This is a genomic window from Rugamonas aquatica (genome assembly GCF_009380215.1).
In the GTDB taxonomy this organism is placed as follows: domain Bacteria; phylum Pseudomonadota; class Gammaproteobacteria; order Burkholderiales; family Burkholderiaceae_D; genus Rugamonas; species Rugamonas aquatica_B.
Genome location: NZ_WHUG01000013.1, coordinates 129,897 through 151,563, shown reverse-complemented (window position 1 = coordinate 151,563; position 21,667 = coordinate 129,897). Strand labels below are relative to the sequence as shown.

At 62.4% G+C, this 21,667-nt stretch carries 19 protein-coding genes; 12 read left to right on the top strand and 7 right to left on the bottom strand.

What is annotated here, in order from left to right:
* Positions 1–1,236 (top strand): ABC transporter permease, encoded by a 1,236-nt coding sequence (locus GEV02_RS25515; protein ID WP_174999340.1) that lies wholly within the window; start codon positions 1–3, stop codon positions 1,234–1,236.
* Positions 1,237–1,321: 85 nt separating this feature from the next.
* On the opposite strand, the gene hemB is transcribed toward GEV02_RS25515, so the two are convergent.
* On the bottom strand, positions 1,322–2,335 hold the full coding sequence (hemB, locus tag GEV02_RS25510) for a porphobilinogen synthase (protein WP_152840731.1): 1,014 nt from the start codon (positions 2,333–2,335) through the stop codon (positions 1,322–1,324).
* 26 nt (positions 2,336–2,361) lie between these two features.
* A complete protein-coding gene (yihA, locus tag GEV02_RS25505; RefSeq protein ID WP_008444374.1) occupies positions 2,362–3,090 on the bottom strand; it encodes a ribosome biogenesis GTP-binding protein YihA/YsxC in 729 nt (242 codons plus the stop codon).
* Positions 3,091–3,227: 137 nt separating this feature from the next.
* On the opposite strand from yihA, the gene GEV02_RS25500 reads away from it, so the two are divergent.
* The 5 genes from GEV02_RS25500 to GEV02_RS25480 all read left to right on the top strand — a co-directional run bounded on the left by GEV02_RS25500 (position 3,228) and on the right by GEV02_RS25480 (position 9,004).
* Positions 3,228–3,908 carry a c-type cytochrome gene (locus tag GEV02_RS25500; protein ID WP_152840730.1) on the top strand — a complete coding sequence of 227 codons (681 nt, stop codon included), beginning with the start codon at positions 3,228–3,230 and terminating at the stop codon, positions 3,906–3,908.
* Positions 3,909–4,032: 124 nt separating this feature from the next.
* Positions 4,033–6,126, top strand: a complete 2,094-nt coding sequence (locus tag GEV02_RS25495; RefSeq protein WP_152840729.1) for a cytochrome c biogenesis protein ResB — start codon at positions 4,033–4,035, stop codon at positions 6,124–6,126.
* A 25-nt stretch (positions 6,127–6,151) separates the two neighbouring features.
* Positions 6,152–7,306: a c-type cytochrome biogenesis protein CcsB gene (gene ccsB / locus GEV02_RS25490; protein ID WP_152840747.1), complete on the top strand. Its 1,155-nt coding sequence runs from the start codon at positions 6,152–6,154 to the stop codon at positions 7,304–7,306.
* Between the two features lie 92 nt (positions 7,307–7,398).
* Positions 7,399–8,376 (top strand): protein-methionine-sulfoxide reductase catalytic subunit MsrP, encoded by a 978-nt coding sequence (gene msrP / locus GEV02_RS25485; RefSeq protein WP_152840728.1) that lies wholly within the window; start codon positions 7,399–7,401, stop codon positions 8,374–8,376.
* Positions 8,377–8,380: 4 nt separating this feature from the next.
* Positions 8,381–9,004: a protein-methionine-sulfoxide reductase heme-binding subunit MsrQ gene (locus GEV02_RS25480; RefSeq protein ID WP_152840727.1), complete on the top strand. Its 624-nt coding sequence runs from the start codon at positions 8,381–8,383 to the stop codon at positions 9,002–9,004.
* Positions 9,005–9,061: 57 nt separating this feature from the next.
* On the opposite strand, the gene GEV02_RS25475 is transcribed toward GEV02_RS25480, so the two are convergent.
* From GEV02_RS25475 to lptM, 4 genes are all read right to left on the bottom strand, one after another.
* Positions 9,062–9,376, bottom strand: coding sequence for a hypothetical protein (locus GEV02_RS25475; protein WP_152840726.1), 315 nt, complete (start codon positions 9,374–9,376; stop codon positions 9,062–9,064).
* An 8-nt stretch (positions 9,377–9,384) separates the two neighbouring features.
* Positions 9,385–11,511 carry a TonB-dependent receptor plug domain-containing protein gene (locus GEV02_RS25470; RefSeq protein WP_152840725.1) on the bottom strand — a complete coding sequence of 709 codons (2,127 nt, stop codon included), beginning with the start codon at positions 11,509–11,511 and terminating at the stop codon, positions 9,385–9,387.
* Between the two features lie 413 nt (positions 11,512–11,924).
* Positions 11,925–13,202, bottom strand: coding sequence for a diaminopimelate decarboxylase (gene lysA, locus GEV02_RS25465; RefSeq protein ID WP_152840724.1), 1,278 nt, complete (start codon positions 13,200–13,202; stop codon positions 11,925–11,927).
* 4 nt (positions 13,203–13,206) lie between these two features.
* On the bottom strand, positions 13,207–13,407 hold the full coding sequence (gene lptM / locus GEV02_RS25460) for an LPS translocon maturation chaperone LptM (RefSeq protein WP_152840723.1): 201 nt from the start codon (positions 13,405–13,407) through the stop codon (positions 13,207–13,209).
* A 39-nt stretch (positions 13,408–13,446) separates the two neighbouring features.
* Here lptM and cyaY point away from each other — a divergent pair, with 39 nt between their 5' ends.
* Positions 13,447–13,776 (top strand): iron donor protein CyaY, encoded by a 330-nt coding sequence (gene cyaY / locus GEV02_RS25455; protein ID WP_070361202.1) that lies wholly within the window; start codon positions 13,447–13,449, stop codon positions 13,774–13,776.
* Between the two features lie 40 nt (positions 13,777–13,816).
* On the opposite strand, the gene GEV02_RS25450 is transcribed toward cyaY, so the two are convergent.
* Complete coding sequence (locus GEV02_RS25450) at positions 13,817–16,171, bottom strand: penicillin-binding protein 1A (RefSeq protein WP_152840722.1); 2,355 nt, start codon at positions 16,169–16,171, stop codon at positions 13,817–13,819.
* 337 nt (positions 16,172–16,508) lie between these two features.
* Here GEV02_RS25450 and GEV02_RS25445 point away from each other — a divergent pair, with 337 nt between their 5' ends.
* Genes GEV02_RS25445 through pilQ form a run of 5 tightly spaced genes read left to right on the top strand, consistent with a single transcriptional unit; the run spans position 16,509 to position 21,658 of the window.
* Positions 16,509–17,585: a pilus assembly protein PilM gene (locus GEV02_RS25445; protein WP_152840721.1), complete on the top strand. Its 1,077-nt coding sequence runs from the start codon at positions 16,509–16,511 to the stop codon at positions 17,583–17,585.
* Positions 17,585–18,259, top strand: coding sequence for a PilN domain-containing protein (locus GEV02_RS25440; RefSeq protein ID WP_152840720.1), 675 nt, complete (start codon positions 17,585–17,587; stop codon positions 18,257–18,259). Before GEV02_RS25445 ends, GEV02_RS25440 begins: the two co-directional genes overlap by 1 nt.
* A gap of 14 nt (positions 18,260–18,273) precedes the next feature.
* Positions 18,274–18,942 (top strand): type IV pilus inner membrane component PilO, encoded by a 669-nt coding sequence (locus tag GEV02_RS25435; protein ID WP_152840719.1) that lies wholly within the window; start codon positions 18,274–18,276, stop codon positions 18,940–18,942.
* Positions 18,939–19,475, top strand: coding sequence for a pilus assembly protein PilP (locus GEV02_RS25430; RefSeq protein WP_070271949.1), 537 nt, complete (start codon positions 18,939–18,941; stop codon positions 19,473–19,475). Before GEV02_RS25435 ends, GEV02_RS25430 begins: the two co-directional genes overlap by 4 nt.
* Positions 19,472–21,658 carry a type IV pilus secretin PilQ family protein gene (gene pilQ, locus GEV02_RS25425; protein WP_152840718.1) on the top strand — a complete coding sequence of 729 codons (2,187 nt, stop codon included), beginning with the start codon at positions 19,472–19,474 and terminating at the stop codon, positions 21,656–21,658. The genes GEV02_RS25430 and pilQ overlap by 4 nt, the downstream gene beginning before the upstream one ends.
* Positions 21,659–21,667 lie beyond the last annotated feature (9 nt).

Here is a 21,667-nt window from a genome sequence, read left to right as displayed (position 1 = left end):
ATGAATCTGGCATTGATACGGGAAGCCGTTACTGAACTGCAGCGGCGCAAGCTGCGCACCGGCTTGACCTTGCTGGGCATGATCTTCGGCGTCGCCGCCATCGTCGCCATGCTGGCGGTGGGCGAGGGCAGCAAGCGCGAGGCCTTGCGCCTGGTCGCCGAGCTGGGCCTGGATAATGTGCTCATCGAAAGCAAGGCCATCGACCCCGAGCAGCTGAAGGAAATCCGCACCCGTTCGCTGGGCCTGTCGGCGGCCGACGCCGACGCGGCCTTGCTGGTGGTGCCGGGCGCGCAGTCGGTGGCGCTGAAGAAGGAAATCAAGGTCGAGCAGCTGGTGCTGGGCGATAAGGTGGTCAGCGGCCGCGCCTATGCCGTGTCGCCGTCGTACGCGTCGCACAGCGGCTTGCAGGTGGCCGCTGGACGCTGGCTGGCCGTGCAGGACGGCGCCACGCTGGCGCCGGTGTGCGTGGTCGGCGCGCGGCTGGCGCGCACCCTGTTCGGCGACGGGCCGGCGGTGGGCCAGCGGGTCAAGCTCAACCATGTGTGGCTGGAGGTGGTGGGCGTGCTGGCGGACCGCGCGCAAAGCAAATCGGATTTCGAAGGCGTCAAGCTGGGGCTGGATGATGAGCGCCTGTTTGTGGCCTGGGAGACGGGGCGTGCGCGCTTCGCCTTCAAGCGCATCGAGGACGAGGTGGACGGCATCAGCGTGCGCCTGGGCACGGACGTGGCGCCAGACAGCGCGGCGCGCGTGCTGCAGGCGCTGATCGCGCAGCGCCACGGCGGCGCCGACGACACCAACCTGATCGTGCCGATGGGCCTGTATCGCCAGAACCAGCAGACGCAGCGTATCTTCACCATCGTCATGAGTTCGATCGCGGCGGTGTCGCTGCTGGTGGGCGGCATCGGCATCATGAACATCATGCTGGCCAATGTGCTGGAGCGGCGGCGCGAAGTGGGATTGAAGCGGGCGCTGGGCGCGCGCCGGCGCGACGTGGTCGAGCAGTTTCTGGCGGAAGCGCTGGTGATCGCCGTCAGCGGCGCGCTGCTGGGTGTGGTGCTGGGCGCGGTGGCGGCCTACAGCATCGCCGCGCTGGCCGGCTGGTCGGTGGCGTGGTCGCCGCTGAGTTTGATTGTGGCGGTGCTGCTGTGCGTCGGCGTGGGGCTGGCGTTCGGAGTGTTCCCCGCGCGCCAGGCCGCCGCGCTCGATCCCATCGCCGCCTTGCGCAGCGACGGTTAACCGGCGTCATTCCCGCGCAGGCGGGAATCCATAGAACGTCTCTGTAGCAAGCTCAGCATGGATTCCCGCTTTCGCGGGAATGACATCACGCTTTCTTCAGCAGGCGCGCGATGTCGAGGGCAAAGTAGGTCAGCACGCCGTCGGCGCCGGCGCGCTTGAAGGCCAGCATGGCTTCCATCATCACCTTGTCGTGATCGAGCCAGCCGTTCTGCGCGGCCGCCTTGATCATCGCGTATTCGCCGCTGACCTGGTAGGCAAAGGTCGGCACCTTGAACTCATCCTTCACGCGGCGCACGATGTCCAGGTAAGGCATGCCCGGCTTGACCATCACCATGTCCGCGCCTTCGGCCAGGTCCAGGCCCACTTCGCGCAAGGCTTCATCGCTGTTGGCCGGATCCATCTGGTAAGTGTTCTTGTCGCTCTTGCCCAGGTTCTTGGCCGAACCCACAGCATCGCGGAACGGGCCGTAGAAGGCCGACGCATACTTGGCCGAGTACGCCATGATGCGGGTATGGATGAAACCCTTCTCTTCCAGCGCGGCGCGCACCGCGCCGATGCGGCCATCCATCATGTCCGACGGCGCCACCACGTCGACGCCGGCCTCGGCCTGGCACAAGGCCTGGCGCACCAGCATGTCGGTGGTGACGTCGTTGATGACGTAGCCGTTTTCATCGATCAGGCCGTCCTGACCGTGGCTGGTGTACGGATCCAGCGCGACATCGGTCAGTATGCCCAGCTGCGGGAAGGCTTGCTTCAGCGCCCGCACCGCGCGCGGCACCAGGCCGTCCGGATTGGTCGCTTCGACGCCGTCCGGCGTCTTCTTGGCGGCGTCGATCACCGGGAACAGCGCCAGCACCGGAATGCCCAGTTGCACGCATTCCTCCGCCACCTTCAGCAGCAGATCCACCGACACCCGCTCCACGCCCGGCATCGACAGCACCGGCTCGCGCTGGTGCGTACCTTCGAGAATAAACACCGGGTAGATCAAGTCCGAGGCCGTGACGTTGTTTTCACGCATCAAGGCGCGCGAAAACGGATCACGCCGCATGCGGCGCATGCGGATGGCGGGGAATTGGGCGGAAACGTGTGGAGTGGGCATCGCTAAAACTTTCCTAAGCTGTGGGGTTATTGCTCGTCGGGCTCGACGTCGTCTTCCATTTCGATCAGATCGACCTGGGCCGCCGCTTCGTCATCGGTGACGCCGGCCAGTTCCAGGATCTTGTCGTTGGCTTCGTCGATGCCGATGCGCTTGAGCGCGGAGAACAGTTGCACGGTGAAAGGGAAACCTTCGCCGTCTTCGTCGACATAGCTGTCCAGTTTGGCTTTCGCCTGGCGCAGCACATTGACCGATTCATTGCGGTTCAATTTGTCAACCTTGGTCAGAATGCAATGGATAGGCTTGCCGGTCGGGGCGAACCATTCCAGCATCTGCACGTCGAGTTCGGTGAACGGGCGGCGCGAATCCATGATCAAGATCAAGGCCGCCAATTGTTCGCGGCGCTGGACGTAGTCGCCCAGCAGGCGTTGCCAGTGCAATTTGGCCGAGCCGGACACTTCGGCGTAGCCGTAGCCCGGCAAGTCGACCAGCAGGCACTCGATCTCATCGACGATGGTCGGGTCTTTGCGGTGCTGCGCGACGTGCGCGCCGCCGATCGAGAAGTAGTTGATGTGCTGGGTACGGCCAGGGGTCTTGGACGCGAACGCCAGGCCTTTCTGGTTGCACAGGATGTTGATGGCGGTCGATTTGCCGGCGTTGGAGCGACCTGCAAAGGCGATTTCCGGCACTTGGGTGTCGGGTAGGTCGCGCAATTGGTTGACGGTCGTAAAGAAGCGGGCTTGCCAGAGTTTGGACATGGGATGGGGGAAAATGCAACAAAAGGGAGCAAATATGCTGGAAAGCTATTGTACAATGAGTGGTTACGAAGTGTTGCCATAGCCTCTAGCGTCTAGCCTGCGGCATACGTTCGACAAACTTTTTTGAGGGTGCTTGAATGAATCGTGCGTTTTCACCGTTTGTAAAATCCCTGTTGGTCGCCGTGCTGGCAGTTGCGGGCACCGCATCCGCCAACGAAGAAAAAAAACCGGCCCACGCCGAAGCCGTCGCACCCAAGGTCGATGCGGCCAAGGGCGGCACGCTGTTTGAAACGGGTGACAACGCACGCGGCCTCCCGGCCTGCGTCTCCTGCCACGGCGCCGGCGGCAATTCGACCATCGCGGTCAATCCCAAGCTGGCCGGCCAGCACGAGGGCTATCTTTACAAGCAACTGGTGAACTTTACGGCGGCGGACCGGAATCAAGCAGTCATGACGACCTACGCCAAGATGCTGACCGACGAAGAAAAGCACAACATCTCGGCCTGGCTGGCCGCCCAGGCGCAAAAGCCGGGCGCAGCCAAGAGCAAGGACACCGTAGAACTGGGCAAGAAGATTTATCGCGGCGGCATCGCCGAGAAAAACGTGCCAGCCTGCGCCAGCTGCCACGGCGCCGCCGGCGCCGGCATTCCGGTGCAGTACCCACGCATCGGCGGCCAGCACCAGGACTACACGGTAGCCCAGCTGGGCCTGTTCAAAGCGGGCGGCCGCAAGAACAGCGCGCAGATGAGCACCATCGCCATGCGCATGTCGGATGAAGAAATGAAAGCCGTGGCCGATTACGTCGCCGGTTTGAAATAAGAACACGTCGCCGCGCCCCTGGGTTGCGGTGCAACTGATAGTGCATAGAGGGCGGCAGCGTAAGCGGGCTGCCCTTTTTGTTGATATGCTGCCCGCAGCGTACCTTTTTTGAGACAGTCCCAGCATGAGCAGCAGCCCCAGCACCACCGGCATCGAACTGAAAACCCGCCGCCCCATCGTCGGCGAAATCGTCGAACTGATTTCCTCAATGCGTTTCGCCATCGCGCTGCTGGCGATGATCGCGATAGCCGCCATCGTCGGCACCGTGATGAAGCAGGGCGAGGCGACCAACAACTACATCAACCAGTTCGGGCCGTTCTGGTTCGAGGTGTTCGGCAAGCTGGGCCTGTACGCCGTGTACTCGGCCTGGTGGTTCCTGTTGCTGATGACCGCGCTGGTGACGTCGACTTCGCTGTGCATCGTCCGCAACGCGCCCAAGATGCTCAAGGACATGCGCAGCTGGCGCGAGAACGTGCGCGAGAATTCGCTGCTCAACTTCCACCACAAGATGCAATGGCGTTCGCCGCTGGCGCGCGCCGCGCTGGCGCAGCAGACCGCCGCCCGCCTGGCCGACGCCGGCTACAAGATCAAGCTGGTCGAGAAGGACAACGGCACGCTGGTGGCCGCCAAGCAGGGCGCGGCCAACAAGTTCGGCTACATCTTCGCGCACTCGGCCATCGTGGTCATCTGCATCGGCGGCCTGCTCGATTCGGACGTGCCGATCCGGCTGCAGGAATGGTTCCTCGGCAAGGTGCCGTTCAGCGGCAGCGGCTTGATCTCGGCGGTGCCGGCGCAGAGCCGTCTCGGCCTGGGCAATCCCACTTTCCGCGGCAACACCATGATCCCGGAAGGCCAGTCCAGCGAAAGCGCCATCATCACCCGTCCCGACGGCGTGCTGATCCAGGACCTGCCGTTCACCATCAACCTGAAGAAATTCACCATCGATTTCTACAGCACCGGCATGCCCAAGCTGTTCGCCAGCGAAGTCGAAGTGCGCGACCACGCCAGCGGCGAAGTGGTCAAGGCCGTCATCGAAGTCAACAAGCCCTTGCTGTACAAGGGCCTGGCGATCTACCAGTCCAGCTTTGACGATGGCGGCAGCAAGCTCAAGCTCACCGGCTACCCGATGCGCGGCGGCGCCACCGCCACCTTCGACATCGCCGGCGAAGTGGGCGGCAGCACGCCGATGACCGACGCCTACACCGTCGAATGGTCGGGCTTCCGTCCCTTCAACGTCGAGAACCTGGCGGCCTCGCAAGACCCGCGCGCCGTCGCCAAGGGCAAGACCCTGGAAGAGCAGTTCGCCAACTCGCTCGACAAGCACACCGGCTCGGCCGGCCGCAACGCCAACAACAAGGATTTGAAGAACGTCGGCCCCAGCGTGACCTACAAGCTGCGCGACAAGACCGGCCAGGCGCGCGAGTACCAGAACTATATGCAGCCGGTGACGGTCGACGGCGCCACGGTGTTCCTGGCCGGCATGCGCGTCAATCCGTCCGACCAGTTCAGCTTCCTGCGCATCCCGGCCGACGACGGCCACAGCGTGACCGAATGGATGCGCCTGCGCGCCGCCCTCGGCGACGCCGGCCTGCGCGCCGCCGCCGCCAAGCGCTACGCCGAGCGCGCCACGCCGCAATCGAACAACAGCGACGCGCTGCGCGTGCAGCTGCAAGCGTCGGCCGACAAGAGCCTGACCATCTTCGCCGGCAACGACAGGGCGGCCGGCTTCGTCGCCATTTCGCAGTTCCTGGAAAAAATCCCGGCCGCCGAGCAGGAGAAGGCAGCCGACGTCTTCATGAAGATCCTCAACGGCAGCCTGTGGGACTTGTGGCAGGCCGCGCGCGAGAAGGATGGCCTGGCCCCGGTCAGCGCCGACGAACAGCACGCCCGCTTCCTGCAACTGGCCACCAACGCGCTGTCGGACGCCTTCTTCTACGGCGCCCCGGTCTACCTGCAACTGGACGACTTCACCCAGGTGCAGGCTTCGGTGTTCCAGGTCACGCGCTCGCCGGGCAAGAACGTGGTCTACCTGGGCTGTGTGTTCCTGGTACTGGGTGTATTCTCGATGTTCTACATCCGCGAGCGCCGCCTGTGGGTCTGGATCAAGGATGACGCCAACGGCGCCGAGGCGTTGATGGCCATGAGCACCCAGCGCAAAACGCTGGACTTCGAACGCGAGTTTGAAACTTTGAAAGAAAAGCTGCCGCAATCGGCGTAAGCTATAGCGGCCACGGAGATAAATGATGGAACTGACGCAATCGACCCAAACCTATACCCAGGCGCCCGGCTACTTCAAGCGCCTGAACGCGTTCGACTGGCTGTTCGCGCTGGCCCTGGTGGCCGGCTCGCTGTACGGCCTGAGCACGTACGGCCACTACATGGACGTCTACGAGAAGGGCATCCTGCTGGCGGCCGCGCCGGCGTTTGCCGCGCTGGGCTGGCACTGGAAGCCGGCGCGCTGGCTGATGCCGCTGGTGGCCCTGCTGTCGCTGGGCGCGATCGCCATGTATGCGGGCGAGCTGGACAACGGCACCAAGAAATTCTGGCTGCGCATGATGTTGTCCAGCCAGTCCGCGATCCTGTGGATGAGCGTGATGTTCTGCCTGTCGACGCTGTTCTACGTGATCGGCCTGGCGACCCGTTCCTCTTCCGCCTCCAGCATCGGCTCCAAGCTGTGCTGGGCCGCCGTGGTGCTGGGCCTGACCGGCATGATGGTGCGCTGGTACGAGTCCTACCTGATCGGCACCGACGTCGGCCACATCCCGGTGTCGAATCTGTATGAAGTGTTTATATTGTTTTCGCTGATCACCGCGATGTTCTACCTGTACTTCGAACAGCGCTACGCCACGCGCCAGCTGGGCGCCTTCGTCACGCTGGTCATCACCGCCGCGATCGGCTTCCTGTTCTGGTACACCACCTCGCGCGACGCCGCCGACATCCAGCCGCTGCTGCCGGCGCTGCAAAGCTGGTGGATGAAGATCCACGTGCCCGCCAACTTCATCGGTTATGGCAACTTTGCCTTGGCGGCAATGGTCGCGGCGGCTTATCTGCTGAAGACCTCGGGCTATCTGGTCGACCGCCTGCCGTCGGAAGAAGTGCTGGACGACGTCATGTACAAGGCCATTTCGGCCGGCTTCGCCTTCTTCACCATCGCCACCATCCTCGGCGCGCTGTGGGCGGCGGAGGCTTGGGGCGGCTACTGGTCGTGGGATCCGAAGGAGACCTGGGCGCTGATCGTCTGGCTGAACTACGCGGCCTGGCTGCACATGCGCTTGATGACGGGCCTGCGCGGCCGTCCGGCGGCCTGGTGGGCGCTGGTGGGCCTGCTGGTGACGACCTTCGCCTTCCTGGGCGTGAATATGTTCCTGTCCGGCCTGCATTCCTACGGCAAGTTGTAAACGCGATGTTATAAACGGCTGACGAAGATTGGTGTAAGGTTCAGGCTACTGGGGCGACCAAGTCTCAACCTTGCACTTTCTTTGGAGTCAGCATGCTGATCAAGCGTAGCCCCAACGGCATCGAGTTGCCGTTTTCATCAGAAATCACCTCGCGCGACGTCTACGAGTCGCGCCGCAAGTTCATCAAGCAGATCGCCGCCGGCGCCATCGGCAGCGCCGCGCTGCTGGAGATGGCCAACCGCGAAGCGTTCGCGCAGGGTGTCAATCCCAAGCTGGCCGCCAAGCTCAACCCGTCCTACTCGGCGCTCGACAAGCAGACGCCCTACAAGGACGCCACCAGCTACAACAACTACTACGAATTCGGCACCGACAAGAGCGAACCGGCCATGTATGCCGGCACGCTGAAGACGCATCCGTGGACGGTGTCCATCGAGGGCGAGGTGAAGAAGCCGATGACCCTGGACATCGACGCGCTGCTGAAGCTGGCGCCGCTGGAAGAGCGCGTCTACCGGCTGCGGTGCGTCGAGGGCTGGTCGATGGTCATTCCCTGGATCGGCTACTCGTTCTCCGAGATCATCAAGAAGGTCGAGCCGACCGGCAACGCCAAGTATGTGGAGTTCGTCACGCTGGCGGACAAGAAGCAGATGCCGGGCGTGGGCAGCCGCGTGCTGCAATGGCCGTACACCGAAGGCTTGCGCATCGACGAAGCCAATCATCCGCTGGCCTTGCTCACGCTGGGCATGTATGGCGAAACGCTGACCAACCAGAACGGCGCGCCGGTGCGTATGGTGCTGCCGTGGAAGTACGGCTTCAAGTCGGCCAAGTCCATCGTCAAGATCCGCTTCGTCAAGGAGCAGCCGCGCACTTCGTGGAATCTGTCGGCGCCCAATGAGTACGGCTTCTATTCGAACGTGAATCCGGAAGTGGATCACCCGCGCTGGTCGCAGGCGTCCGAGCGCCGCATCGGCGAGGACGGCTTCCTGGCCCGCAAGCGCAAGACGCTGATGTTCAACGGCTATGCCGACGTGGCGCCGTTGTACGCGGGCATGGACCTGAAGAAGTTCTTCTGATCGTATGGCGTTCAATCCTTCAACGCGGCAGGCAGGGTTAATCAAGGCCGCGATCTTTGTGCTGGCGCTGGTGCCGCTGGCGCGCATGGTGTATCTGACCTTGACCGGGCAACTGGTCGAGCCGCTGGAATTCATCACGCGCGGCACCGGCGACTGGACTTTGTACTTCCTGTGCTTCACCCTGGCGGTGACGCCGCTGCGCCGGCTCAGCAAATGGAACTGGCTGATCAAGCTGCGCCGCATGCTGGGGCTGTACATGTTCTTTTACGGCTTTCTGCATTTCATGACCTTCCTGTGGTTCGATCATTTCTTCGACGTGCAGGAGATGTGGAAGGATGTGTTGAAGCGGCCGTTCATCACGGTGGGTTTCATTGCCTTCGTGCTGTTGATACCGTTGGCGGTGACCAGCACCAACGCCATGGTCAAGCGGCTGGGCGGCAAGCGCTGGCAGTGGTTGCATCGGGTGATCTACGTGATCGCGCCGCTGGCCATCCTGCACTTCTGGTGGATGAAGGCGGGCAAGCACAACTTCACGCAGCCGATCATCTTCGGCGTGATCCTGGGCGTGCTGCTGCTGATGCGCGTGTACTGGGCGCGCAGCAAGGCCGTGGCTGCGGCGGCGCGCTAGCGGCGCGCTTTTTTACACCCGCCGCATGCGCCAGCAGCAATCATGAAGGCTGATATATCACTCTTCCTTCTTGTAACAGATTTCTTCGCATTCTTTCTTGTCATTTATTTTTTCCATGCAGCGCTTGTAACAGGCCTTCGGATCGAATTTGGCAAAAGTATTGATGCAATCTGCGCATGTCGAAGTGCCATAGACGGCAACTTCATAGGTTTGCTTCGCTGCGTGAGCCGGGTAGTCGCCGCTTGCGGTCGGGCGCTGGTAGTTCTCGTATGCGGTTGCCGCATAGCGGCCTAACGGAATCGCAATGATGATTGCAATCGCTGCCAATCCCAGGTCGGTGAAAATCTGCTTGCCAGTCGTTTTGATGTTCATGGTTGTCTTTAGAGTTTGATATCCAGGGTGATGCCCAGTTTGGGGGCGGTGTGACGAACGGTCTCTTTGGAGACCACGCTGCTCGTCTCGAAATATTGGTCCGCTTGCCTGCGCCTGGCCTTGCCGATATTTTCAAGCGCGAACCGCAGCCGATATTTTTGATCTATTTTCCAGCTTGCCTCGGTGCCCAGTTCGAAATTTCGGTCGATAATACTTTTCCGTAAATCGCTGATTTGTATACGCTCGCTTGGCTCCCAATTGGCGTTGATGCCGAACTGCAGCGGAGCCGACTCCATGTCGTACGTGATGCCGAGCTTTGCTCGCCAAGGCAGTTGGTCGGGAATATGATTGTCCGCACCGGCCAGATCCGTTCTATGTGAGCGCGCAAAAGTGACGCCGCCACGCATTTCAATTTTCGGACTCTCCGCCAGAATTTCGCGCGCGTTCAGCACGCCCTCAAGACTGAGTCCTTGCAGCCTCGCATCCCCATCGTTGCTTGGCCGCTGCACATACCTGCGCGCGCGTGACCAGGGAACGGACGCGTATTCGATGCGATTGACGACTAATTCCGTAATGCGCCGCTCGAATAATTCGATCGTCAGGGAGGTCTCCTTTCCAAAATAATGTTCGTAGGACAGATTGAAGCCCAGCGCTTTTTCCGGCTTCAACTGGGCATTCCCGGCGGTGTCCGCATATTCGGGAGCGTTGGTCAGGCACTCGTTCTTCGACGGACAAGCGGCCATTGGATTGATGACGGGGCGTACCACCATCTGATCCAGGAAAGGCGCTTTGAAAGACCGCGCAACGCTGGCGCGGACTTGTTTGCGATCACTCCCGTCTATCTTCCACGCCAGGTGAGCGGAAGGCGCCGCAACCGAGTACCTGGACGCTGAAACAAACTCACCTTCTGCCATGTTCGTCGTACGAAGCTCGCCGCTGATACCGAAATTGGTGGAGACCTCTTCGCTGATCTTCCACTCATCCTGCAGGAAGTAGCTTCTGGTTCGCTGGATCGCCTCTCGTGCGCGTCCAAACGTATCGAAGCTCGACTCGAATTCCTTGTCCCGCAAGTTTGCAAGGTCGGTCCAGGTTCGATTGTTTAACAGTGTGAGGCCGGCTTTAAGTTCGTGACTGGCCGAGATGCCCTGGCTGAAATCAAATTTCAACGAATTATTATGCATCCGCATCCACTGATTCGATTGGCGAAACTCATCGGACTGTGCTGGTATCTGATCGCGGCGATCGAGCAAGGACGCGACCCTCGACTGGGTACTCAGGAGCCGCAGACTAAGCTGGGTGTCCTTGTCGGGCCGGTAGCTCCATTTCAATGGAATCGAGATGGTGGACAGATCCTGGTCTGATTGGCTTTCGCTATGCGTCGGTCTGCCTGGCTGATACTGTGCGGCCCATGCGCTGTACTCATCGACGTTGCTCGTCGTTTTGAACCACAGGATCGACGGGCTCAATTCGATCTTCTCGCCCTTGGCAATGGCCCAACTGAGCGAGCTGCTGGTGGACAGGCGCGGCGTATCTGTTGTGTTTCGTGAGTTTGCTGTCTGCTGTTGCAACGGCAGGGCATCCCCGGCATCACGAAGCACTGAAGTTTCGGAGTCGCTGGAACGGCGTTGATAACCGCCGGATGCCTGCAGGCTGTAGGAGAAGAATGTTCCGGGGTGATTGCTCGACCAGGAAAAATTCCCTGCGTGATCCCGCGCGCCCAATGCTCCGCCCAACCGAGCCTGAGTCAGGGATAGCCTGGCAATCTTGCGGGTGATGATGTTGATGGTGCCGGCAGTTCCGTAAGGCCCCAATTCGGCGATGCTGGTCTTGACGATCTCGATACGTTCGATGTGCACGACGTCCAATTCGAGCGGACTCCTGCCCGTCGAACCTGGTGCGCCATCGACCAGAATTTGCGTATAGCCGGGTAAGCCAAGCAGACCTAATCGTCCGTTTGAACTGATGGTGACAGACGGTTCTTTTCGAAGCACTTCTTCGACGGTTTTTCCGCCGCTTTCTTCGATTCTTTTGCGCCCGACAATGAGTTTGCCGGCGACAAATTGCTTATGCAGGTCACTGTCTTTTCCTTCAACCACGACGATATCGCCGGGATCCGAAGCGTGGGCGGAAGACATGCTTTGAACGAAAATCAAAGTTGGGAAAACTGCTGCCCGGGTAAATCGCCTGCAAAGTCTCAATTTCAAAAACTCTCAATAAATAATGTGCTGCACATATCGCGAAACGATGGATCTGAAAATCGTCGGATGCCTGTTGAAAGGATTGTAATTGTAAATATGAAACTATTGCAAAGTAAGTATTCTAATTAAATAAAATAAATCGAATAAAACTCTGCGTTGCCAGGCCGCGCAGCGATACCTGCTAGTGGACTTGCGGCGGCTATCGCGAGCGGCTCTGGATGCTGCAAATAATTTGTTGGCAGCGCCGTTTCGACTTGAGCACCTTAGGACGATGAGCGACATTTACGATGCCCGCATGAAAAAAGCCGCCGGCGGTGAGGCGGGCGGCTTTTGCGTGCTAGCTGAACGGCTTACTTGATCAGCGATTCCAGCGCATACAGATCGGCCGGATTCTCGCGCTGGCGCACCACATGGCACACCTCGCCATCGACGATGATCTCCGCCGCGCGGCCGCGCGTGTTGTAGTTGGACGCCATCGTCATGCCATACGCGCCGGCACTGTGCATCACCAGCAGATCGCCGGCTTCCACCGCCAGCTCGCGGTCGCGCGCCAGCCAGTCGCCCGATTCGCAGATCGGACCCACCACGTCATACGTCAACGCGCCAGCCTTGCCCTGCACCACAGGCTGCATGTCCATCCACGCCTGGTACAGCGCCGGACGCGCCATGTCGTTCATCGCCGCATCGACCACGCAGAAGTTCTTCTCCTCGCCGTGCTTGATGAACTCCACCTTGGTCAGCAGCACACCCGTGTCGCCGACGATAGAACGGCCCGGCTCGAAGATCACCTTGATCGCCTTGCCTTCGTAGCGCGCTGCGCGCCAGGCGTCGATTTTGGAGAACAGGCGGCCCAGGTAGTCGCCCACCGGCACCGGCGCAGCTTCGCCCGCTTCGCCGTAGTTGATGCCGATGCCGCCGCCGATGTCCAGATGGTGCAGCACGATGCCTTCCTCGCCCAGCTTGTCGATCAGCTCGATCAGGCGGTCCAGCGCCTCCAGCAGCGGCGCATCGTCCAGCAGTTGCGAGCCGATGTGGCAGTCGATGCCGGCCACTTCCAGATGCGGCAGCCTGGCGGCCGCGCGGTAGGTGTCCAGCGCATCGTCGAAGGCCACGCCGAACTTGTTGGCCTTCAGGCCGGTGGCGATATACGGATGGGTCTTGGCGTCGACATTCGGGTTGACGCGCAGCGAGACGCGCGCGGTCTTGCCCATGGCCCCGGCCACTTCGTTCAGACGGTGCAGCTCGGGGATCGATTCGACGTTGAAGCACAGGATGTCGTGCGACAGCGCCAGGCGCATTTCATCGACGCTCTTGCCGACGCCGGAGAAGATCACCTTGCGCGGATCGCCGCCCGCCGCCAGCACGCGCAGCAGCTCGCCGCCGGAGACGATGTCGAAGCCGGCGCCCTGGCGGGCCAGCAGGTCGAGGATGGCCAGGTTGGAGTTGGCCTTCATCGCGTAGCAGACCAGCGCGTCGCGGCCGGCGCAGGCGTCGGCGTAGGAGGCGAAGTTGGCCAGCAGCTGCGCCTTCGAGTACACATAGGTCGGGGTGCCATACTGCTCGGCGATGGCGGCTAGCGACGCGCCCTCGGCGTGCAGCACGCCGTCTTGATAACTGAATTGGGACATAAACTTATTGTTGGGAAGCTGGAGGAGTGGACGAAATAGGGGCGCTGACCGGAGCCGCGCCCTGACGTGGCGCGTCGCTGCTCGTGACAGGCTTGGCCGATGGCGCCTTGGGCAGGTACAGCGGGCCGGGTTGGCCGCAACCGCTCAACAAGGTGGTCAGGCACAAGGTGCTTGTGCCGATAAATAAACGGAAAGTGGACTTCACGATAAAATCATGGATTAAGTATAGATATTGGAGTGTAGCATGGGCGAATCAGAATTCCTGGCGCAGGCCGAGGCCACCCTCACCGCCATCGAAGGCGCGCTGGACCGTTTGAACGATGAGGACATGCTCGATGTCGAGTGCAGCCGCAGCGGCAATGTGCTGGAAATTGAATTTATTGACAATGGTTCCAAGATCATCGTCAACAGCCAGGCGGCGATGCAGGAACTGTGGGTAGCGTCCCGTTCGGGCGGCTACCACTACAGGCAGAAGGACGGCAAGTGGCTCAACACCCGCGACGGCTCCGAACTGTTCGCGGCGCTGTCCGAGATGGTCAGCACGCAGGGCGGCAGCCCGGTGGTGCTGGGATAAAAAAAGGGGCCGAGGCCCCTTTTTTTTCGAACAACCCGTTTTAGAACAACTCGTTCTTCACGGCGTCCTTGGCTTTTTCCTCGACCGGCGTGCCGCGCGTGGCGCCGTCGATGTTATGCACGCCGGCGCCCGGCGGGTTTTCCGCATAGTAGTACTCGTCGCCCACCAGCATCACGCCTTCCGGCACCGCGCGTTCCTCGATCGGGATATTCTTCAGCGCCTTCTGCATGTAGCTGATCCAGATCGGCAGCGCCAGGCCGCCGCCGGTTTCGCGGTTGCCCAGGTTCTTCGGCTGGTCGTAGCCGATCCAGGCGATGCCCACCAGGTGCGGCTGGTAGCCGGCGAACCAGGCGTCGATCGAATCGTTGGTGGTGCCGGTCTTGCCCGACAGGTCGGGACGCTTGAGCACCAGCGCCTTGGTCGCCGTGCCGAAGCGCACCACGTCCTTGAGCATGCTGTCCATCAGGAAGGCGTTGCGCTCGTCGATCACGCGGTTGCGCTCGTCGCCTGCCTTGTCCGGATTGGCTTGCGACAGGATCTTGCCGTCGGCATCGGTCACCTTGGAAATCAGGTAAGGACTGACCTTGTAGCCGCCGTTGGCGAACACCGAATACGCGCCGGCCATCTGCAGCGGCGTGACGTTGCCCGCGCCCAGCGCCAGTGTCAGGTAGGGCGGGTTCTTGTCGGCGTCGAAGCCGAAGCGGGTGGCGTATTCCTGGCCGTACTTGGCGCCGATCTTGTGCAGGATGCGGATCGAGATCATGTTCTTGGACTTGGTCAGGCCGCGGCGCATGGTCATCGGGCCTTCATACTTGCCGTCGTAGTTCTTCGGCTCCCAGGCCTGGCCGCCGGTCTGGCCGGCGTCGAAGGAGATCGGCGCATCGTTGATGATGGTGGCCGGCGACAGGCCGCGCTCCAGCGATGCCGAGTAGATGAAGGGCTTGAACGACGAGCCCGGCTGGCGCCACGCCTGCGTCACATGGTTGAACTTGCTGCGGTTGTAGTCGAAGCCGCCCACCATGGCCTTGATCGCGCCGTCGTGGGTGTCGGCCGCAACGAAGGCCGATTCGATTTCCGGCAGCTGCGTCACTTGCCAGTCCTTACCTTCCTGCATCACGCGGATCACCGCGCCACGACGGATGCGCTTGTTCAGCGCAGCCTTGTCGGACAGCCACGAGCGGCCCATCTCCAGCCCCGGGCCGGTGATCTTGATTTCCTCGCCGGTGGCGGTGACGGCGGTGATCAGCTGCGGCGTCGCGGCCAGCACCATGGCGGCCACGATGTCGTCGCTGTCCGGGTGGTCGGCCAGTTCGTTCTCGATGGCGTCGTCGGCTTCTTCCTTGTTCTGCGGGATGTCGATGTAGGCTTCCGGGCCGCGATAGGCGTGGCGCTTCTCGTAGTCCATCACGCCCTTGCGCAGCGCCAGGTAGGCGGCGTCCTGGTCGGCCTTGGTGATCGTCGTGAAGACGTTCAGGCCGCGCGTGTAGGTGTCTTCCTTGAACTGCTCGTAGACCAGCTGGCGCGCCATCTCGGCCACGTACTCGGCGTGCACGCCGAACTCGCTGCTGTCGGTCTTGACCTTGAGCTGTTCGGCCTTGGCCGCTTCGAACTGCTTGTCGGTGATATAGCCCAAGTCATGCATGCGTTGCAGGATGTACTGTTGGCGTGTGCGCGCGCGTTTCGGGTTGACCACCGGGTTGTAGGCCGACGGCGCTTTCGGCAGGCCGGCCAGCATGGCGGCCTCGGCCACGCTAATGTCTTTCAGATTCTTGCCGAAATAGATTTGTGCGGCCGACGAGAAACCATAGGCGCGCTGGCCCAGGTAGATCTGGTTCATATACACCTCAAGGATCTGGTCCTTGCTGAGGTTTTTCTCGATCTTCCAGGCCAGCAGCACCTCGTAGGCCTTGCGCTTGAGCGTCTGCTCGCTCGACAGGAAGAAGTTGCGGGCCACCTGCTGGGTGATGGTGGACGCGCCTTGCTTGGCGCCGCCGGTGGCGTTGTGCACGGCCGCGCGCAGGATGCCGGTGTAGTCGACGCCGCCGTGCTCGTAGAAGCGGTCGTCCTCGATCGCCAGCACGGCTTTTTTCATCACGTCCGGGATGTCTTTGATGCGCACCAGGTTGCGGCGCTCTTCGCCGAACTCGCCGATCAGCACGTTATCGGCCGAGAAGATACGCAGCGGCATTTTGGGGCGGTAGTCGGTCAGCGTGTCGAGCTCGGGCAGGTTGGGGTAGGCCATCGCCAGGCCGAACACCACCAGCAGCAGCGCCACCAGCCCGAGGCCGACCACGGACAGGCCGGCCAGCAGGAAGAAGCGCGTAGCGGGTTTGCCTTGGGCCGATGCGCCCGGCGGATTCGAGGGTGGAGGTGCCGAATTTGAAGAAGAGGCCATGCAGTTAGATCTTTCTGTTAAGTATGCGGGCCATTATAAGCTAGCCAACACCCACGGCGCGCACTGCCGGACGACAGGAATATTTACCCGTAAGCAACAATGCAACTCAGTTGTTTTTGAGGCTACAGGCCGCCAAAAAAGTGTGGCGTAAGCCTCACACCATGGCAATTGTGCACAATAGAAATACCTTTACACTTATATAGGCACGATTTAATGTAGGGGCTGACATACGTAGGCTAAACGCTGGTTTTTACACGAGTTCCTCTATGCACACAGTTCGAATGTTGATTCGGCGGCAATGTAGCACGGGTGCCAACGATGGCGCCGGGGAGCTCGTATGATCGACATCAAGGCGCTGCTGGGACAGGGGAACCCGCCGCTGGTGGGCATAGACATCAGCACTTCCAGCGTGCGCCTGGTCGAGCTGGCGCAGAGCGGCAAGGGCGAGTACCGCCTGGAACGCTACGCCGCCGAACCGCTGCCGCGCGGCTCCGTCGTCGACGGCAATATCGAGAATATGGACCAGGTGGTGGAAGCCGTGCGCCGGGTCTGGAAGAAGAGCGGCACCCGCGCCAAGCTGGTCGCGCTGGGCATGCCGCCCGCTTCCGTCATCACCAAGAAAATCATCCTGCCGGCCGGCATGTCGGAAGACCAGCTCGAAGTGCAGGTCGAATCCGAAGCCAGCCAATACATCCCGTTCGCGCTGGACGAGGTCAGCCTGGACTTCGACGTCATCGGCCCGGCCGCCAATTCGCCGGAAGACATCGAAGTCATGCTGGCCGCCTCGCGCCGCGAGAAGGTCGAGGACCGCGTCGCCATCGCCGAAGCGTCCGGCCTGAAGGCCACCGTGATGGACATCGAATCCTACGCCGCCCGCGCCGCGCTGGACCGCGTGACCGCCCAGCTGCCCGAAGCCGGCGCCGGCCAAGTGGTGGCGCTGTTCCAGGTCGGCGCCCAGGTCACGCATATCTCCGTGATGCTGGACGGCGTCACCGTCTACGAGCGCGAGCAGCCCTTCGGCGGCAACGCGCTGACCCAGGACATCGTGCGCGCCTACGGCATGAATTTCGACGAGGCCGAAACCCGCAAGAAATCCGGCGACCTGCCCGACAACTACGGCGTTGAATTGCTGACGCCCTTCCTGGAAAGCGCCGCGCTGGAAGTGACGCGGGCCATCCAGTTCTTCTACACGTCCACGCCCTACACCCGGATCGACCAGCTGTTCCTGGCCGGCGGCTGCGCGCTGCTACCGGGCCTGCTTGAACTGGTGGCCAGCCGCACCAAGATTTCCAGCGCCGTGATCTCGCCGTTCAAGGGCATGCAGCTTGGCTCCTCGGTGCGCGAGTCGCAACTGCGCAGCGACGCCCCGGCCTACCTGGTGGCCTGCGGCCTGGCCCTGCGGAGGTTTGGCTGATGATCAAGATTAACCTGCTGCCGCACCGCGAGGAAAAACGCAAACAGAAAAAGGCCGCCTTCTTTGCGCTGCTGGCGCTGGGCGGCATCATCGGCATTGGCGTGGTGCTGCTGGTGGGCGGCTACAACGCGCGCGCTATCTCCATCCAGAACGAACGCAACCAGGCGATCAAGACCGCCATCTCCGGCCTCGATAAAAAGATCGCCGAGATCGCCACGCTGAAGCAGGAAATCGAAGCGCTGAAAGCGCGCCAGCAGGCGGTGGAAGATTTGCAGGGCGACCGCAACCAGCCGGTCTATCTGCTGGACGAGCTGGTCAAGCAGATCCCGGCCGGCGTCTACCTGAAGGCCTTCAAGCAGGAAGGACAGAAGCTGGCGATGGGCGGCTATGCACAGTCGCAGGAGCGGGTGTCCGAACTGCTGGGCAACCTGGCCGGCGTGTCGCCGTGGCTGGAGCGGCCGGAACTGATCGACGTGAAGTCCACCGGCCTCGGCCAGGGCAAGACCGCCAAGAAGGTGGTGGAGTTCAACCTGACAGTCAACATCAAGCGACCGCGCGACCGCGACGCCGCCGCCAATGGCAGCACCGGCGCCAACGGCGCCAAGGGCAAGACCGCCGCGCCCGCGTCCGCCGCCGACGCCCCCAACACCGGCCTGCCGCCGGCCAAGAGCTAGGAGCGCGCACCGCCATGGCCAAGATCGACATCAACGAACTGGGCGCGCAACTGGCCGACCAGTTCCGCAACCTCGGCGACCGCCACCCGGGCCAGTGGCCGGTGGCGCCGCGCGTGCTGTGCAGCATCGGGGTGATGGCTGCGGTGGTGGCGGCCGGCTACTTCGGCTACTGGAGTTCGCAGTTCGACGAACAGGAAGCCGGCGCCCAGGCCGAGATCAAGCTGCGCGACGAGTACAAGTTCAAGACCGCGCAGGCCGTCAACCTGGAGGCGCTGCGCGCGCAGAAGATGCAGGTCGACCAGTATGTCGACCGTCTGCAGAAACAGCTGCCGAGCAAGGCCGAGATGGATGCGCTGCTGAAGGACATCAACCGCGCCGGCACCGGCAGCGGCCTGCAGTTCGAATCGTTCACGCCGGCGCCGGTGGTGGTCAAGGATTACTATGCCGAGCTGCCGATCAACATCCGCGTCACCGGCAGCTACCATGACATCGGCGCCTTTGCCGGCAACATGGCCAATCTGTCGCGCATCGTCACGCTCAACAACATGGCCCTGGCCACCGGCAAGGACGGGGTGCTGACTTTGGAGGCGGTGGTCAAGACCTTCCGCTACCTCGATCCGGAGGAGGTCAGCGCCCAGCGCAAGGCCGCCGCCGACAAGAAAAAGGCAGCGAAGAAATCATGAGAACCCTGATCGCAGGAATCATGGCGGCGTTGTTGCTGGCCGGCTGCGGCGACAGCGACGTGCAGGAAGTGCGCGCCTGGATGAAGCAGGTCGACTCCCAGGCCAAGGTGGCGGTGCCGCCGCTGGCCGAACCCAAGACCTTCATCCCCTTCGCCTACGCCCAGGCCGACGCGATCGATCCCTTCAACCCCAACAAGCTGCTGGCCGAACTGGCCAAGGCCTCGGCCCGTGGCAACAACGGCATCAAGCCGGACATGGAACGGCGCAAGGAATTGCTGGAGAGCTTCCCGCTCGACACCGTCAAGATGGTCGGCACGATGGAGAAAAAAGGCGTGGTCTACGGACTGCTGCAAGTCGACCGCAATCTGCATCATGTGGTGGTGGGCCAGCACGTGGGCCAGAACTTCGGCCTGATCACCGCCATCAATGACACCAGCGTCAGCGTCAAGGAAATCGTACAGGATGCGGGCGGCGACTGGGTCGAACGCATGTCGAAGTTGGAACTGCAGGAAAGCAAGGAGATCACCAAATGACCGCTCACATCACGCCCCGGCGCGCCCTGGCCGTCGCCAGCTGGATGCCGGTGCTCGCTTTTGCCTTCGCCATGCAACTGGCCGGCGTCGCCCGCGCCCAAGCCGCGCCTGAGGTGCCGTCTTCGAACGCCATCGAGGCGATCACCGCCAACCAGCAGGGTTCGAACGTGATCGTCAAGATCGCGCTGAAGAACGCTCCCGACAAACTGCCGATCGGCTTCGCCATCACCAATCCGCCGCGCATCGCGCTGGACTTCGGCGCCACCTCCAACGCCACCGGCAAGACCGTGCAGGAGCTCAGCCTGGGCGACCTGCGCGGCGTCAACGTGGTGCAGGCCGGCGAGCGCTCGCGCCTGGTGTTCAACCTGAAGCGCAGCCTCAACTACGCCACCGCCATCGACGGCAACGCCGTCATCCTGACCATCGACGGTTCCGGCGGCCTGGCCCAGGCGGTCGATGCCAAGGGCTTGCCGGTGGCCGCCAAGGTTGCCGCGCCGACCGGCCGCCAGCTCTTGCGCGACATGGACTTCCGCCGCGGCGCCAACGGTGAAGGCCGGGTCGTGGTCGACCTGCCCAACAGCCAGGTGGCGGTCGATGTGCGCCAGACGCCGACCGGCGTGGTGGTCGATTTCCTCAAGACCGGCGTGCCGGAAAGCCTGCGCCGCCGGCTCGACGTCAGCGACTTCGGCACCCCGGTGGCGCTGGTGACGACCGTGCCGCAGGGCGACAACACGCGCATGACCATCGAGGCGCGCGGCCTGTGGGAACAGACCGTCTACCAGAGCGACACCCAGCTGGTGATCGACGTCAAGCCGATCAAGGAAGATCCGAACAAGCTGACCCAGGGCACCCAGGGCTATCGCGGCGAGAAGCTGTCGTTCAACTTCCAGAACGTCGAAGTGCGCGCGGCGCTGCAGGCGATCGCCGACATCTCCGGCCTGAACATCATCACCAGCGACAGCGTCGGCGGCAACCTGACCCTGCGCCTGAAGGAAGTGCCGTGGGACCAGGCGCTGGACGTGGTGCTGCAAGCCAAGGGCCTGGACATGCGCAAGAACGGCTCGGTGCTGTGGATCGCGCCCAAGGAAGAACTGCTGACCAAGGAAAAGCTGGAACTGGAGCAGCGCGCCCAGATCGCCGACCTGGAACCGCTGAAGTCCGAAATCTTCCAGCTGAACTACCAGAAGGCCGACGCCTTCAAGACCGTGTTCGGGCTGGAGGGCGCCGGTGACGGCAAGAACCGCATCCTGTCCAAGCGCGGCAGCGCCATCATCGAGCCGCGCACCAACCAGCTGTTCGTCACCGACATCGCCTCCAAGCTGGAAGACATCCGCCGGCTGATCGCCAAGACCGACGTCGCCTCCAAGCAGGTGCTGATCGAAGCCCGCATCGTCGAGGCCAGCGACACCTTCACGCGCAACCTCGGCGCCAAGCTGGGCTTTGCCGACCTGCGCACCCAGCGCGGCGGCGATTCCGGCTACCAGCTCGGCACCAGCAACACCCGCGTCGCCATCGGCGGCAACATCACCGGCGTCGGCGAAGTGACGGGCCAGATCAAGCCGACCGACACCAGCTACGGCAACAGCCAGTTCATCAACCTGCCGGCCGGGCCCATCAATGGCGCCCAGGCGGGCAACCTGGCGATCAGCCTGTTCTCGTCGGCGGCCAACCGCTTCCTGAACCTGGAACTGTCGGCGCTGGAGGCGGACGGCACCGGCAAGATCATCTCCAGCCCGCGCGTCATCACGGCCGACAAGGCCATCGCGCTGATCGAGCAAGGCATCGAACTGCCGTACCAGGTGGCCACCAGCAGCGGCGCCACCTCGATCATGTTCCGCAAGGCCAACCTGCGGCTGGAAGTGACGCCGCAGATCACGCCGGACGGCAACGTCGTCATCGATGTCGACGTCAACAAGGACAGCGTCGGCCAGGAAACCCGCGCCGGCTTCGCCATCGACACCAAGCACGTCAAGACCCAGGTCATGGTCGAGAACGGCGGCACGGTGGTGCTGGGCGGGATCTACCAGCAGACCGAACGCAACACCACGTCCAAGGTGCCGCTGCTGGGCGATGTGCCGGTGCTCGGCTATCTGTTCCGCACCAACAGCCGCACCAACGACAAGACAGAATTGCTGGTCTTTATCACGCCGAAGATCGTCGCCGAACGGCTGTCGACGCGCTAAGCCTTCCTG

Coding starts and splice junctions, on each gene's coding strand:
- ccsB (WP_152840747.1), top strand. CDS start 6,152: ATGGAACTGACGCAATCGACCCAAACCTATACCCAGGCGCCCGGCTAC.
- GEV02_RS25475 (WP_152840726.1), bottom strand. CDS start 9,376: ATGAACATCAAAACGACTGGCAAGCAGATTTTCACCGACCTGGGATTG.
- GEV02_RS25430 (WP_070271949.1), top strand. CDS start 18,939: ATGAGAACCCTGATCGCAGGAATCATGGCGGCGTTGTTGCTGGCCGGC.
- hemB (WP_152840731.1), bottom strand. CDS start 2,335: ATGCCCACTCCACACGTTTCCGCCCAATTCCCCGCCATCCGCATGCGC.
- GEV02_RS25495 (WP_152840729.1), top strand. CDS start 4,033: ATGAGCAGCAGCCCCAGCACCACCGGCATCGAACTGAAAACCCGCCGC.
- GEV02_RS25450 (WP_152840722.1), bottom strand. CDS start 16,171: ATGGCCTCTTCTTCAAATTCGGCACCTCCACCCTCGAATCCGCCGGGC.
- pilQ (WP_152840718.1), top strand. CDS start 19,472: ATGACCGCTCACATCACGCCCCGGCGCGCCCTGGCCGTCGCCAGCTGG.
- GEV02_RS25500 (WP_152840730.1), top strand. CDS start 3,228: ATGAATCGTGCGTTTTCACCGTTTGTAAAATCCCTGTTGGTCGCCGTG.
- GEV02_RS25480 (WP_152840727.1), top strand. CDS start 8,381: ATGGCGTTCAATCCTTCAACGCGGCAGGCAGGGTTAATCAAGGCCGCG.
- cyaY (WP_070361202.1), top strand. CDS start 13,447: ATGGGCGAATCAGAATTCCTGGCGCAGGCCGAGGCCACCCTCACCGCC.
- msrP (WP_152840728.1), top strand. CDS start 7,399: ATGCTGATCAAGCGTAGCCCCAACGGCATCGAGTTGCCGTTTTCATCA.
- GEV02_RS25515 (WP_174999340.1), top strand. CDS start 1: ATGAATCTGGCATTGATACGGGAAGCCGTTACTGAACTGCAGCGGCGC.
- GEV02_RS25440 (WP_152840720.1), top strand. CDS start 17,585: ATGATCAAGATTAACCTGCTGCCGCACCGCGAGGAAAAACGCAAACAG.
- yihA (WP_008444374.1), bottom strand. CDS start 3,090: ATGTCCAAACTCTGGCAAGCCCGCTTCTTTACGACCGTCAACCAATTG.
- lysA (WP_152840724.1), bottom strand. CDS start 13,202: ATGTCCCAATTCAGTTATCAAGACGGCGTGCTGCACGCCGAGGGCGCG.
- GEV02_RS25435 (WP_152840719.1), top strand. CDS start 18,274: ATGGCCAAGATCGACATCAACGAACTGGGCGCGCAACTGGCCGACCAG.
- GEV02_RS25470 (WP_152840725.1), bottom strand. CDS start 11,511: ATGTCTTCCGCCCACGCTTCGGATCCCGGCGATATCGTCGTGGTTGAA.
- GEV02_RS25445 (WP_152840721.1), top strand. CDS start 16,509: ATGATCGACATCAAGGCGCTGCTGGGACAGGGGAACCCGCCGCTGGTG.